General features: G+C 48.4%; 13 protein-coding genes. 5 read left to right on the top strand and 8 right to left on the bottom strand.

Annotation, left to right across the window (positions count from 1 at the left end; translation table 11 throughout):
* Positions 1 to 32: 32 nt before the first annotated feature.
* The 3 genes from EWA64_RS17715 to EWA64_RS17705 all read right to left on the bottom strand — a co-directional run bounded on the left by EWA64_RS17715 (position 33) and on the right by EWA64_RS17705 (position 2,202).
* Positions 33 to 647: a LysE family translocator gene (locus EWA64_RS17715; RefSeq protein ID WP_039427106.1), complete on the bottom strand. Its 615-nt coding sequence runs from the start codon at positions 645 to 647 to the stop codon at positions 33 to 35.
* A 51-nt stretch (positions 648 to 698) separates the two neighbouring features.
* On the bottom strand, positions 699 to 1,646 hold the full coding sequence (locus tag EWA64_RS17710) for a LysR family transcriptional regulator (RefSeq protein ID WP_061895983.1): 948 nt from the start codon (positions 1,644 to 1,646) through the stop codon (positions 699 to 701).
* 103 nt (positions 1,647 to 1,749) lie between these two features.
* Positions 1,750 to 2,202, bottom strand: coding sequence for an Lrp/AsnC family transcriptional regulator (locus EWA64_RS17705; protein ID WP_061895984.1), 453 nt, complete (start codon positions 2,200 to 2,202; stop codon positions 1,750 to 1,752).
* Positions 2,203 to 2,440: 238 nt separating this feature from the next.
* Here EWA64_RS17705 and yjeH point away from each other — a divergent pair, with 238 nt between their 5' ends.
* Positions 2,441 to 3,691 carry an L-methionine/branched-chain amino acid transporter gene (gene yjeH, locus EWA64_RS17700; RefSeq protein ID WP_061895985.1) on the top strand — a complete coding sequence of 417 codons (1,251 nt, stop codon included), beginning with the start codon at positions 2,441 to 2,443 and terminating at the stop codon, positions 3,689 to 3,691.
* On the opposite strand, the gene EWA64_RS17695 is transcribed toward yjeH, so the two are convergent.
* Positions 3,688 to 4,449 carry a class II glutamine amidotransferase gene (locus EWA64_RS17695; RefSeq protein WP_061895986.1) on the bottom strand — a complete coding sequence of 254 codons (762 nt, stop codon included), beginning with the start codon at positions 4,447 to 4,449 and terminating at the stop codon, positions 3,688 to 3,690. The two genes, yjeH and EWA64_RS17695, sit on opposite strands and share 4 nt — an antisense overlap.
* A 12-nt stretch (positions 4,450 to 4,461) precedes the next feature.
* Positions 4,462 to 5,937: a MocR-like pyridoxine biosynthesis transcription factor PdxR gene (pdxR, locus tag EWA64_RS17690; protein WP_061895987.1), complete on the bottom strand. Its 1,476-nt coding sequence runs from the start codon at positions 5,935 to 5,937 to the stop codon at positions 4,462 to 4,464.
* 113 nt (positions 5,938 to 6,050) lie between these two features.
* Here pdxR and EWA64_RS17685 point away from each other — a divergent pair, with 113 nt between their 5' ends.
* The gene (locus tag EWA64_RS17685) at positions 6,051 to 6,722 is read left to right on the top strand and encodes a pyridoxamine 5'-phosphate oxidase family protein (RefSeq protein WP_061895988.1); all 672 of its coding nucleotides are present in this window, start codon (positions 6,051 to 6,053) and stop codon (positions 6,720 to 6,722) included.
* Here the strand turns inward: EWA64_RS17685 and EWA64_RS17680 are convergent.
* The gene (locus EWA64_RS17680) at positions 6,714 to 6,887 is read right to left on the bottom strand and encodes a helix-turn-helix domain-containing protein (protein WP_139045743.1); all 174 of its coding nucleotides are present in this window, start codon (positions 6,885 to 6,887) and stop codon (positions 6,714 to 6,716) included. The genes EWA64_RS17685 and EWA64_RS17680 overlap by 9 nt on opposite strands.
* Positions 6,888 to 7,108: 221 nt before the next feature.
* Between EWA64_RS17680 and EWA64_RS17675 the strand changes: the two genes are divergently transcribed.
* Positions 7,109 to 8,455: a magnesium transporter gene (locus tag EWA64_RS17675; RefSeq protein ID WP_061895989.1), complete on the top strand. Its 1,347-nt coding sequence runs from the start codon at positions 7,109 to 7,111 to the stop codon at positions 8,453 to 8,455.
* Positions 8,456 to 8,905: 450 nt separating this feature from the next.
* On the top strand, positions 8,906 to 9,808 hold the full coding sequence (locus EWA64_RS17670; protein ID WP_061895990.1) for an AraC family transcriptional regulator: 903 nt from the start codon (positions 8,906 to 8,908) through the stop codon (positions 9,806 to 9,808).
* A gap of 322 nt (positions 9,809 to 10,130) precedes the next feature.
* On the opposite strand, the gene EWA64_RS17665 is transcribed toward EWA64_RS17670, so the two are convergent.
* Entirely contained in the window at positions 10,131 to 10,478 is a 348-nt protein-coding gene (locus EWA64_RS17665; protein WP_061895991.1) for a hypothetical protein, read from the bottom strand.
* Between the two features lie 270 nt (positions 10,479 to 10,748).
* On the opposite strand from EWA64_RS17665, the gene EWA64_RS17660 reads away from it, so the two are divergent.
* Entirely contained in the window at positions 10,749 to 11,843 is a 1,095-nt protein-coding gene (locus EWA64_RS17660; RefSeq protein WP_061896007.1) for a mechanosensitive ion channel family protein, read from the top strand.
* Positions 11,844 to 11,876: 33 nt separating this feature from the next.
* Here EWA64_RS17660 and EWA64_RS17655 read toward each other — a convergent pair whose 3' ends face one another.
* Positions 11,877 to 12,596, bottom strand: a complete 720-nt coding sequence (locus tag EWA64_RS17655) for a carbonic anhydrase (protein WP_061895992.1) — start codon at positions 12,594 to 12,596, stop codon at positions 11,877 to 11,879.
* Between the last annotated feature and the right edge of the window lie 93 nt (positions 12,597 to 12,689).

Here is a 12,689-nt window from a genome sequence, read left to right as displayed (position 1 = left end):
GCGCTTCCGTTTTTTATTGCAGTGAGTATTCGCTAAATCGTGACCACCACACGCAACGCCAACAAAATCAGCACCACGCCTGACAGCCGATCAATCAACTGCGCTTTGGCGCGGATCTTATCCACCACTTTGGAACTCGATAACACTATGGTGATAAAGGTGTACCACAAGCCATCGACAATAAACGGCGTCGCAACGATGATGACTTGATTACTCAACTCATTGCCCAGCGCAACAAACTGGCTAAACAAAGCAATAAAGAACAGCGCAATTTTTGGGCTGAGAATCGAGATCAAAAAGCCCTCTTTTGCTGATTGCCATACGGATGTCTGCTCGCCCGATTCCAACTTGGCAGCCACGCCACCTTTCGAGCGCAGCGCGTTCACGCCCAAATACGCCAGATAGGCCGCGCCAGCATAACTGATGGTTTTAAACAGCAGCGGGGATTGTTGCAGCACCACCGCCAAGCCGATCAGGGTAACAAAGGCGTAAATACCAATACCAAACGCGTGTGCCCAACTGGTCGCCAAACCGTTTTTTCGCCCGCCAGCAAGCGCATGTTTCGCCACAATCGCCAAACTCGGGCCGGGCGACATTGCGCCTAGAATACAAATCGTAAATAGTGATAACCAAACCGTCAGTGTCATGTTCATCTCCAGTAAAACTGCACAGTAACCTGTGTTGAAAATGAAATGAAATCAAACTTCTTCATGATGATGATGATCTGAAATCATACCGATTGAGTACTGGCAACTGAGCATAATGGCTAACACCACTTCCCTTGCCCAGCGGTGCGCTAAATCGCTATCGTATTTGGGATGCCACATCAGCCAGTATTGATGCGGCTCAGTGGAAAGCGGCAGCGGAAGATCGACCAGAGGGTGGTTTTTTGCCAAATTCACTGCGATATGCTTTGGCACCACCATCAGATGATCGCTTTGCAGCAGACAGTTGACCGCAGCGGTGAAAAAAGGTACTTGCAGCGCTATGCGGCGCGCTAACCCTTTTTCACCCAGCGCGCGATCGGTGGCCGAGTCTTTATCGCCGCCACCGGTGACTTTAATGTGTGAGTAAGCGAGAAAAGCATCCAAGCTCAGTGATGATTGCTGCGCCAGTGGATGATCCGCGCGCATCAGACAGACCGAACTATCCTGCCCAATGTGCACACTGGAAAGATCGCGTGGCGCCTGAGGCAACATGGTCGAAGCGAGATGAATACCACTGTCGAGTAGCGCCGTCAGATAGCTCGGTTGCCACAAACGATAGCTGAGATTAAGTCTCGGCGCTTGCTGCATGAGCGCCTGCGCGGCCGCTGGGAAAATATATTGTGCGACGTAGTCACTTGAGGCGAAAACAAACTCCCCTTGCCACTGCTCGGGTACAAAAGAAGGGGCCGAAAATAGATGTTCAAACTCATCCAGCAGACCCAATAACTTGCTCTGGAGGGTCAACGCGCGAGCGGTAGGGACAAGTTGATTGCCATCGCGAACCAAAAGCGGGTCGCCACACAATTCTCGCAGTTGTGCCAACTGACGGCTCATCGCCGATTGGGTGATGTGCAAACGCTCAGCCGCTCTACTAACATGGCACTCGTCCAATAGAACATGCAGCGAACGCAGCAAATTGAGGTTGATGTTGCTTAGCATAAACGTTTCCTTAAGCAGTATCCGATGTGCTGTAAATCACACAGCCAAAAGGGTCGGTTTGTTTGCAAGGCACTGGTTGCCAGTAAGACACGGCCTGCTTTCATTACTTGCGGGCTTTGCAAATATTGAAAAATTCATTCAACACCATGTGAGTCATCACGTGTTTGAGATCCGGATAAGCCTGGATCTCTTCACGAATTTGATTTAAGCGAGTCATACTGGCCACTTCGACATACAGCATCATGTCGGTTTCTCCGCTGATCGCATGACACCACTTAACGCCATCAATCAGATAAATTTGCTTGGCGTATGACTCGCAAAAATGGCTGGATGAGGAGGTATCAAATTTCAGTGCTAGGTACGCGCCGATTTTCTCCCCCGCTGCCGGGTCGGCAATGTCAGCATGGTAGCCTAAAATCACACCATCACTTTCCAACTTATTGATTCGTGCAGTGACCGCAGAACGCGACAGGTTCACCGCTTTGGCGATGTCGGTGACAGAACAACGCGCATCTTCTCGCAACATGGTGATGATTTTTTTATCAAACTTATCCATCTTTTCTTACTGCAACCTCTCCTTTTTGTCGTTGCATTCTACCCGTAAATCGCGCAGATACCCATCTCCACCTAACTAGCGCCGTTTTGCCAAGAGAAAACGCCTGATTCCGTCAATTCGTCGCTCAAACAAGGCAAATTGTCTGCTGTGTTTTCGTGCAGAACCCAGTATGCTGAGTCGGATTGATTTCACACTATTGATGATAAAAATAAGCGTTAAGGCACGCAGGGAGCGCTCTATGGGTCAACTCAAACAGGAAATTACTTTACTGTCCGGTATCGGACAGCTCTCCACTACCCTCATGGGCACCGGGCTATTTATGATCCCGGCGATCGCCGCGGGCATTGCAGGTCACTACTCGCTATGGGCTTGGCTGATTCTGTTTGTGCTAATTTGCCCGGTGGCGCTGACGTTTGCACAGTTAGGCAAGCGTTATCCCAATGCTGGCGGAACGGCTTATTTCGTTCGCCAAGCCTTTAACCCTCGCTTAGAAAGCGCTGTGGCTTGGCTGTTCGTTTCGGTCATTCCCGTTGGTGTGCCCGCCGCGATTGCTTTAGCTGCGGGCTTTTTGCAACAACTCCTGCCAGCGCCACTGGATGGCAATCTCAGCGCACAATTGATCACCGTTGCGTTATTAGTCGGCGTTAATCTGCTTGGAGCAAAATCGTCTGGTCACCTACAAACCGCAATTGCACTGGCCATTTTCGCGCTGGTCGGCGCTTTTTTCTGGCAAGGCGATGTCGGCATGAGTGATTTGCACATGCCGGCGCTTGAAAGCAGCGCGCTCTATTCTATCACCACGGCATTAGCGGTGATGTTCTGGTGTTTTGTCGGTATTGAAGCATTTGCCCATATGGGAGAAGAGTTTAAAAATCCGCAGCGAGATTTCCCCATCGCCATCATTATTGGCTGTTTTGTTGCTGGGGCAACCTACTGGGCCTGTTCGGTGGTGATCCTCAAATTTGGCGCGTACGGCAGCGCACAGTTTGATAGTGCTTCGATCCCATGGTTGAGCGAGCAACTCTTTGGCGCTAATGCCAAAGTATTAATCAGCGTCATTGGTTTTTCTGCTTGCTTTGCCAGCGTCAATCTCTACACGCAAAGCCTATCGCGTATGATCTGGGCGCAAGCCAGAGCTCATAAGCCGCAAGGCAAGATGGCTCGACTTTCCTCACGTGGCGTACCATTTAACGCAACGTTAAGCGTCGGCGTAGTCTTAGCCCTTGCCTGCTTGGTCGGTTACTTATCTGGCCTAGATTTGGAGTTCTTCCTTAAACTGGCCAACAGTGTATTCGTGCTGGTTTACCTGCTTGCCATGCTGGCGGCTTATAAACTGCTAAGTGGCAGCGCCAAATGGCTAGCAGCGTTATCTCTTGTGCTGTGTACCTTGGTTTTCGTCTGTTTAGGATGGTCAATGCTCTACGCGTTAACCATTTTCTCTCTGTTTCTTTTCCAAGGACAAAAACAAGCTAAAAAAGCGCAGATTTAGTCTATGCTGTGGCTGTCGATCTGTTGATGATGAATGTGCGTCACGGTCTGTGGCGCTATTTTTTGCCAGTTACCTGCCGCATCCAGCGGCTCTGAGGCCAAGATGATCGCTTGTCCTTTTTGCTCGATAAATACCGTCGGCGGTTCGCCTGTCGAGCTATAACGGACTACCCAAAACTGCTCGCCATCGGAAATGCAAATCGACGCTTTAAAAGGCTCACAGATGGCTTTATCACTCATGGCATGATTCACCTCAGCCAGCGTGCGGCGAATCGCGCTGAGCGCATCATCTTGCAAACCATTTTTGAGCATCAGCAAAAACAGCAACTCGCTGTCGGTCGTGCCGCGCTTTTGCACGTAGAGACTCTCCGGCAGCAAGCGCTCAAGGGCAAATTTCACTTGCTCAAAACAGGCGATTTGCCCGTTGTGCAAAAACATCCAGTTTTCGAAGATAAATGGGTGGCAATTCGAACGGGAGACCGAAGTGCCCGTTGACGAACGTACATGCGCCATAAAACGGTGAGAGCGAATATGGTGCGCCAGCGAGCGTAAGTTTTCATCTCCCCACGCTGGCAGCACTTCGTGAAACTGCCCAGGCGTCGAACGTTCAGTATACCAACCCAAACCAAAGCCGTCGGCGTTGACGCGTGTTACCGCTTTTCTCGCCTCAAGGCTTTGATGCACAAGAGAATGCTCTGGCTTGTATACCAGTTCATCAAGATAAATCGGCTCTCCTTGATAGGCTAACCAACGACACATAATAGAGTTCCTTTAAGTCACGGCAGAATCGGCCTTGAACAAGCTTGCCAGCAGTGCCACTTTGTCGTCAATATCCTCAATACGAACATTGCCAAATCCCAGCACCGCACCTTGCCAATCGCGTTGCTGTTCGGCACTCTGTTCATAGGAGCTGTGTTCATAGGCGCTATGTTCATAATAGCTTAGCGGCCGCACGATAATACCGTGCTCCTTAGCGCGTCGCACCCACTCTTGCTCAGTGATGCCTTGCCACCAACGCACTGTGATATGTAATCCGGCGGCTTGACTGATGATTTCGAGCTCTGAAGCGAAATGTCGCGCAATACTTTCCACCATCTGCTGATGTTTTTGCTTGTAGATCCGGCGCATCTTGCGAATGTGCCGCATCAAATCCCCTTCAGCAATAAACTGCGCCAACGCCAGTTGCGTGTGCGTAGGCGAATCACCGGTGAGGGCATCTTTAATCGTATACGCCTTCTCGACCAAAGCCTTGGGCAGCACCACATAGCCAAGGCGCAGCCCGTTGAACATCACCTTGCTAAACGAACCGACATAGATGACCTGCTGCGCTTCGCCGACTTGCGCCGCCAGCCCTTGCAAACTGGTGTAAGGTCGGTGCGCAAACTGAAATTCGCTGTCATAGTCATCTTCAATGATCCACCGCTGCTTTTTTCTCGCCCAATCAATAATCTGCAACCGCTGTTCCGTGTTCAATGTGGTTCCCATCGGGTACTGGTTGCTGGGTGTCAGATAGACAGCACAGCACGAACTTTGGCAAACTTGCTGCACGTTAATGCCTTGCCTGACTTGCACAGGCAGCGTTTCAATTTCAATGCCGAAAAGCGTCGCGACCTTACGCATTTGCGTGTAGCCCGGTTCTTCCATCAGCAAACGATCACCACGCCCCATGACGCATAACGTGGCGATCGTGAGCGCCTGCTGTGCACCGGACGTGATGACAATCTGCTCTGCTGTACATTGCACTGAGCGGCTGGTCGCTAAATAGTGGGCAATAGCGACACGCAACTCTAAACAACCTTTGACCGATTGATTGCCGAGTGCGTTTTTACCCACTAACTGCCGCTGTAACTGTTTTTGCCACCGCACCAGCGGAAACTGCTGCAAATCCGGCACGCCGGGCGCAAACGCTTGATTGATTTTCTCTGGCCGCTCTTCATCGCTGACTTCCTGCAGCGACGCGGCGGGTTTTCCACTAGCCAAATAGTGCTCGGGCAGTTCCACTGCAACGTAAAAACCGGCGCCGCGCCGACTCTCGATATAACCTTCGGCACAAAGCTGCTCGTAGGCAGCGGTAACCGTATTGCGACTCACCGCCAACTCTTCCGCTAATTTTCGGGTCGCCGGCAATCGCCCTTGGTTGCTCCAAAGCCCATGCATAATCTTGTCGCGAATCGCCAAATAGAGCGCCTGCTGTAAATGACTTCCCTGCCGCTCAACTCTTAGATCACCACTGTCTATCGGGATCATCAGCCACTCCTTGTGTTAATTGGATCTAACCATAATTCAAAATTGGCACTTCATGCTAGTCCAATTAATTCGTATTTATAACGCAAAGAATTCAACATGCAGTAGGAAAGGACATGTTATCAAACAGCAAAAGAACCAAAATCAACAAAGCCGCGCGTAAAGCGGTATTCGACACTGAGAAGCTGCATCAGATCATTGATGAGAGCCTGATAGCCCATATCGCGATCGAAGAAGAGTCCGGCCCCGTCGTGATTCCCATGTTGGCATGGCGAGTCGAGGATCATGTTTATATCCACGGTGCACGCAACAGTCGGCTAATTAAATCACTCCAAGCAGGCACTTCAACCTGTCTCACCTTTACCTTGTTTGATGGTTGGGTACTGGCGCGTTCTGCCTTTCATCACAGCGCTCACTATCGCTGTGCGGTGGTGTTTGGCTGTTTTCACGTCATCGATGATGAACAAGAAAAAGATCGTTTGCTTAATCACTTCATTGAACAGATCGCCCCCGGCCGCACGCAGCAGGTGCGCCTTAGCAATCACAAAGAGTTAACCGCGACTCAGCTGTTGGCCATTCCCCTCAACGAAGCTTCGGTGAAAATCAGTGCTTTTGGCGTGAACGATGATGAAGCGGATCTCGACAGACCCGTTTGGGCAGGCGTGTTACCCTACCGGACTGTGGTCGGCCCGCTCATCCCAGTGCCGGAGCATACTGGCTATCCAGTGCCCGATTACTCATCTGCCTATGGTGAGCGTTGGCATCAGCCAGCCTCATCTTCAGAATAAACGTTGCTGTAAACGCTGCTGGTACTGTTTGGGCTTCACACCGCGATGTTTCTTAAACATGCGGCTAAACCCCGTCAGGCTGCTATAGCGTAGCCGCTGGGCAATCTGTTCCAGCGGCACGCCGGAAATCAGCGTACTCACCACACAAGGCGAAATATTCATCATAAACGTAAAGAAATGCGCATCAACTCGTTTATGTTGAAGCTTCTCTGCAAGCTGGATATTAAAAATACCGCTTAGCCGTTATCTCACTACTGTTGCTTTGTACAAAGAAAAAGCATTGTTACAGCCTGTTTGATTATTTTTCCACACAACCATTGAATTTCATGGACTTTCAAGTACCTTAACTCTCGCAATTTTTCATTTTTTATTTCGGGGGATGCTTTGTGAGCGAATTCCAAGATCTGCCCCTGCTTATCGAACAGATAGCCAAAGCAGATGACTCAGAACAGATCGCCTTATTAAACGAATCCATTGAACACGGCCTTGAATCGGGATCCGTGGCGCTGATTCTCGAAGCTTTCCCTGTCGATGACCGTGTGCGTTTATGGCGCGCATTGCCGCTAGAGATGCACATTGATGTGCTGACTGACATGCGCTCTGAGGTGCGCTACTCGATCATTACCGCGCTATCGGAAGTCGAACTCAAGCTGACGCTGGCCAAACTCGACAACCTTTCGCTGATCGAGTGGTCGGACTCTTTGCCAGAAGAGATCATCAATGAAGCACTTTCATTGATCGAAAAAGACGAACTGGAACTGTTCGATCTGGCAAACCAGTATGGGGATGATGAGCTTGGCCGCTGGGCAGAGCGAAAAATCATCACTCTTCCTTTCACCATTTCGGTTGATCGTGCGAAGCGTTTGATGGCGCGCTACAGCTATGACACGCCACAGCAGATTTATCTGATTAATAAGAAGAAGCAATTTCGCGGCGTGGTCAATTACTACGAGATTCTGCGCAGCGAAGGCACAACCACGCTAAAAAATCTTGCCATCGATCCGGTCAATTTACTCAGCAGTAAAATGGCACTATCAGAAGCCGTTGAAGCGGTGGAACACAGCTCCTTACCCGCACTGCCTGTTGTGGATGAAGACCAAACCTTGGTCGGTGAAATTGACTGGCAATTTGCCCTAACCACGCAAAGAGAAATCTACGAAGCTCGACTCATGGCGGGTACCGGTATGGATGAAGGCGACGACTTGTTTGCTCCGGTGATGAAAAGCTCAAAGAAACGAGGCGTTTGGCTCGGCATAAATCTGCTGACGGCGATTCTGGCCTCCATCACAATTGGTCTGTTTGAAGAGGTAATCGCCCAAGTGGTCGCGCTCGCGGTACTGATGCCCATCGTCGCCTCAATGGGTGGCATTGCGGGCAGCCAAACATTGACTCTCATGGTCCGCGCGATGGCCCTCAATCAAATTACTCCCGGTAACCGTTTCGCGCTGTTCAAAAACGAGTTTGGTATCGGCGCAATCAATGGCCTTCTTTGGGCGGTGATCATCGGTGGTTTGGCGGCGTTGTGGTTTCAGTCTCCTGTCATTGGCGCGACGATTTCCTTAGCGATTGTGGTGAACATCATCACCGCTGCCATGTTTGGCGTTTTGATCCCGATTGTGCTCGACAAGTTTGAGCTCGACCCCGCTCTGGCAGGTTCGGTGATCCTTACGACGGTAACCGATGTAGTTGGTTTTTTTGCTTTTTTAGGCACAGCGAGCTTGGTCATGCTCTAGTGAAACGCTCACTATCCAAATACTGACCGACGGGAGCAGCAAGCTCCCGTCTTCTTTTCAGGCGAATAGATCGCCGGGAAAATATGCTATTTACCCATACTATCAGTAGCATTTTAAATGCAAAGTGCAAAATGCAATTGCGTTTTGCAAAGAAAGGTCACACATTAAGCAATCAATATCACAGAAACCAGACAAAAATCGCCTAATCTCGCCCTTTTAAAAGTTGGCACGGATAGTGCTTTATATTAAATGACCCTTATTAAGCCGAGGGTCACCTAGCCAACTGACGTTGTTAGTGAACCAGATTGTTCACAAGTATATAAGCCAAGCGCAGCTTTTGCGGTTGGCTCTTTTTTTATCAGCGATTGCACAAAATGATCTTCGCTCTCTTTCACTCAACGCAACTTTTCATTTACCCTTTTCATCAAGACAACTGCAAACGGCACTTTGATGAAAACCGACTACCATAAACGACTGCTCCCCGTCATACGTCATCTCGAAACGCATTTTGATGAGCCACTAAATTTAGAAGAAGTCGCTGCACTTGCGCACCTCTCCCCCTATCATTTTCACCGAATTTTCAAAGCCGTCACTGGAGAAACCTTAAATGAACATCTTCGAAGATTGCGCTTGGAGAAAGCCGCCAATCTCCTGTTTTACCGTAAACTGAGCGTCACTGAAACCGCATTGAGCTTTGGTTTTTCCAGTTCTCAGAGCTTGGCAAAAGCGTTCAAACAGCATTTTGCCTTGACTCCATCTCAAGTCAGGGAGTGTGAGAGTATCAGCGAGTTTGCTGAATTACTCAGAAACAGCAAGATAGGACACACATTGCGCAAGAATGGACACGTCGAGAAAGGCAGTTCAGCCTACACTAGAATGAAATCTCACACAGGGAGTAGAACCATGGACATGCAACACTTTCCGGCGAGCCATTTGGCGTTTGTACGTGTAACTGGCGAATATGGAAAGAATTATGAACCAGCAACACAAAAACTTTATCAGTGGGCAGGACCGAGAGGCCTAACAAATAATACCTGTATTTTTATCTATCACGACAACCCGGAAATTACGCCAGCGGAGAAATGCCGCACCGACGTTTGTTTATTGCTTGATGAAGCGGTAGAAGGCAATAGTGACGTGGAAATAAAGCCATTTCCCGGTGGCCACTATGCCTGTATGCGTAGGACGATTACGGATGTTAAACAGTATCCTCTGGCTTGGGAAGAACTGATGGAACAGCTGGTTGAGCAAGGATTAGATTCTGATGATCGACCTTGTTTTGAGCTCTATCACTCCTACGATCCACAAACTCACCACGCCGATGTGAGCTTCTGCACAGCGATAAAGGCCTAGTAGCATTCGGCAGCTGTTCGCTGCCGTTTACTTCATTTCCACTCCGCTCAGTAGTCAAAATTCATCATCTCAACAATAATTAATGGCAATTATGGAATTAGCATCACACAAAAATAGACTAAATGCACAAATAATCTTTTGAGAATTTGCCTGTTGATAGAATCGGTACTAATGTTTATTCATCTCAGTGACCTGATATCGCATTTGCAGTATCGGATCTCACTAACAACGTCAATAACCTCACGCATGCGTTTGGTATAAAAATAAAAAGAAAGCGGCTCCCATTCGGAGCCGTATTTCTTTGTATAATCTTGTCTCTGCTTTAATTCAGTTGATGCTCGTATTCAATCACCACTTGGTTACCATCAACAAACACGTTCTTAATTTTACCATCAACCGTCACGCGGCTTTGCAGGAAAATAGATTGCGAATGACTTAGATTGCGCTGAGATAATGAGGGAATCACTTTCGCTGGCTGAACATGTAACTGCTCGCAAAGCTGATTGACAAATCCAAGCGTTAATGGTGCGTTTCCTCTTAGCAGCGAAGAAAACTCATGATGATTCAAGCCAAGGCGTTTCGTCATTTCCATCTGCGTAATGTGCATTTTCGCTTTCTGTGACATCCAGAGATCGTATAACGCCATACGATCCTGTTCAGTAAACTCCATGATTGATCCTCATTTATTCGCTATCGGCATGACACTCTCATACATTAATAACCAAAGTGTTAGTTGCAAGTCAAAAAAGCACCGATTTTCTGCCACAGAAACGGAACAGATTGCACAAAACACGAGGAAGGTCACATCATTATAAGCGTCGATACGACGAAAAACAGATTAGGGGTTAGAAACAGTCGTTCACTACTCACCTAAGCATGGCCTGTGATTAGCGCCTATTTTCTGTTACCTTTTGACTTTTACTTTCAAAAACAAAAAACTATGAACGATTGGCTACTTGAACTACAGCGCGCTCTTTTTAGCAATCACCAAGATTGGTTCGGCAGTGTACTGTTAATGACTATTAGCAGTGGTGTCGCGTGGCTAATTTGGCGTTTGGTTGTGTCACGTCTGCATCTACTAGCAAACAAAACTCGTCTGCATTGGGATAATATGTTGGTGGAGTCGCTACAAACCCCAATCAGTACATTGATCTGGTTGTGGCCCGCCACTCTATCGCTGGCAATCGCCGTACAAAGTCAAACTGGTAAACAGCTGGCTTGGCTTGGGATGACTCAACGGCTGCTGCTTATCGCCCTGTTTGTTTGGATCGTTATGCGTTTGATCAGTCGCATAGAAGACTACTTTCTCGCTCAAGCAAGTCATGACGAGACAACGGTTCAAGCGATTGCGAAAGTCTCGCGACTGTTTTTCTTAGCCATTACAATGCTCACTATGATGCAAGCCTTTGGTCTTAGTTTATCGGGGTTACTGACCTTTGGTGGTGTAGGTGGTTTGATAGTCGGCCTCGCTGCCAAAGATCTATTATCCAACTTCTTTGGCGGTTTGATGATCTATTTTGATCGCCCGTTTAAAGTCGGTGATTGGATCCGCTCTCCAGACCGTCAAATTGAAGGAACCGTTGAGCGCATAGGCTGGCGCATGACTAGCATACGCACTTTTGAGAAGCGGCCAATTTATGTACCGAATTCTGTGTTCAGTAACATCGTGGTTGAAAATCCTTCGCGTATGCTCAATCGTCGCATCAACGAAACCATCGGCGTTCGCTATGATGACAAGCAGAAATTGCCTTTAATTATTGAGCAAGTGCGCAAGATGCTGGAACAGCATCTCGATATTGATACCACACAAACGCTCATTGTTAACTTCAATACTTTTGGTCCATCGTCGCTGAATTTCTTCATCTACACCTTCACAAAAACCGTCAACTGGGTCGAATACCACAGTGTGAAACAAGATGTGCTACTAAAAGTGATGGAGATCATTCAGCAAAATGGCGCCGACATCGCGTTCCCGACCCAAACCATCAAGCTCGACCCATTCCAAGCGGGTATCTCGTCTCCTGAGAAGGCTTAAATAAGCAGAGCCCGGTTTGGGCTCTGCTTTCTATTAATCTTTGCTTAGCACAGTACGTGCATTTAGTGGCTGTAGCGGACGATTATTACGCCCCATGACAGACATCAACTGTTCTGTTTGGCTATTCGAAAGCTCTGAAGCTTGTTTGAGAACAAACCAGCGAACCCCCTCGCTACACGGTGGTGTGGTTAAAGAGCCATTAAAGCGAAAGTAGTCTTGCTGCTTAGGCAGTAGCGCAGCGACATCAAAAGCATGAGGCAAGGTAACTTGTTCGCCCACAGTAGGCATTTTTGCCATCAGCTCGCTGAGTAACGGATTCTGCTTCCCTGTATCAAACATCACCGCGACAACAGCCAGGTTTCCTTCGCTGTCAGCATGTACAAAATGCGCTTCCAAAGGATACTGTTTTCCCCTTATTACATTCTCGGACGGTGTGTGAAAATGAAACTGTTTAAGCTCAAAGCTTTTACCGTCAACATGAAAGACGTTTTCCCCGCTTACTCCTGCCTGCAGGGTGTGACCATTATTGGTCAAAGAAACGACCTGCCCTGTATAGTTCAACTCAAGCGCTTTCATCTCAGCTTCGACGGGTTGAGCTATATCTATAGGGCTTTGGTTTTTACCTATTGCACACTCTTTTGCAACTTTGCCCCAATGCTCCGGACCATGATGGCCTTCATATCCCCACTCAGAGGCCAGCGTCGTGTTAGACAACGCCAGTGTTATAAAAAGAGCACTGATCTGTGTTTTCATGCTATTTCCTTGCGAATAAAAATCTGATAATTGGCAAGGCAATATTAGCCAAAAAATAGACCTGTAGAGTCTGTTGCAATCTTTGTTTACTCA

It is taken from the genome of Vibrio cidicii, from assembly GCF_009665415.1.
GTDB classification, from domain to species: Bacteria; Pseudomonadota; Gammaproteobacteria; order Enterobacterales; family Vibrionaceae; genus Vibrio; species Vibrio cidicii.
Note: the sequence above shows the minus strand (reverse complement) of the source record. Positions and strands in the feature narration are given on the sequence as shown.

Coding starts and splice junctions, on each gene's coding strand:
- EWA64_RS17705 (WP_061895984.1), bottom strand. CDS start 2,202: ATGGATAAGTTTGATAAAAAAATCATCACCATGTTGCGAGAAGATGCG.
- EWA64_RS17660 (WP_061896007.1), top strand. CDS start 10,749: ATGAACGATTGGCTACTTGAACTACAGCGCGCTCTTTTTAGCAATCAC.
- EWA64_RS17695 (WP_061895986.1), bottom strand. CDS start 4,449: ATGTGTCGTTGGTTAGCCTATCAAGGAGAGCCGATTTATCTTGATGAA.
- EWA64_RS17715 (WP_039427106.1), bottom strand. CDS start 647: ATGACACTGACGGTTTGGTTATCACTATTTACGATTTGTATTCTAGGC.
- EWA64_RS17655 (WP_061895992.1), bottom strand. CDS start 12,596: ATGAAAACACAGATCAGTGCTCTTTTTATAACACTGGCGTTGTCTAAC.
- pdxR (WP_061895987.1), bottom strand. CDS start 5,937: ATGATCCCGATAGACAGTGGTGATCTAAGAGTTGAGCGGCAGGGAAGT.
- yjeH (WP_061895985.1), top strand. CDS start 2,441: ATGGGTCAACTCAAACAGGAAATTACTTTACTGTCCGGTATCGGACAG.
- EWA64_RS17710 (WP_061895983.1), bottom strand. CDS start 1,646: ATGCTAAGCAACATCAACCTCAATTTGCTGCGTTCGCTGCATGTTCTA.
- EWA64_RS17670 (WP_061895990.1), top strand. CDS start 8,906: ATGAAAACCGACTACCATAAACGACTGCTCCCCGTCATACGTCATCTC.
- EWA64_RS17685 (WP_061895988.1), top strand. CDS start 6,051: ATGTTATCAAACAGCAAAAGAACCAAAATCAACAAAGCCGCGCGTAAA.
- EWA64_RS17680 (WP_139045743.1), bottom strand. CDS start 6,887: ATGATGAATATTTCGCCTTGTGTGGTGAGTACGCTGATTTCCGGCGTG.
- EWA64_RS17665 (WP_061895991.1), bottom strand. CDS start 10,478: ATGGAGTTTACTGAACAGGATCGTATGGCGTTATACGATCTCTGGATG.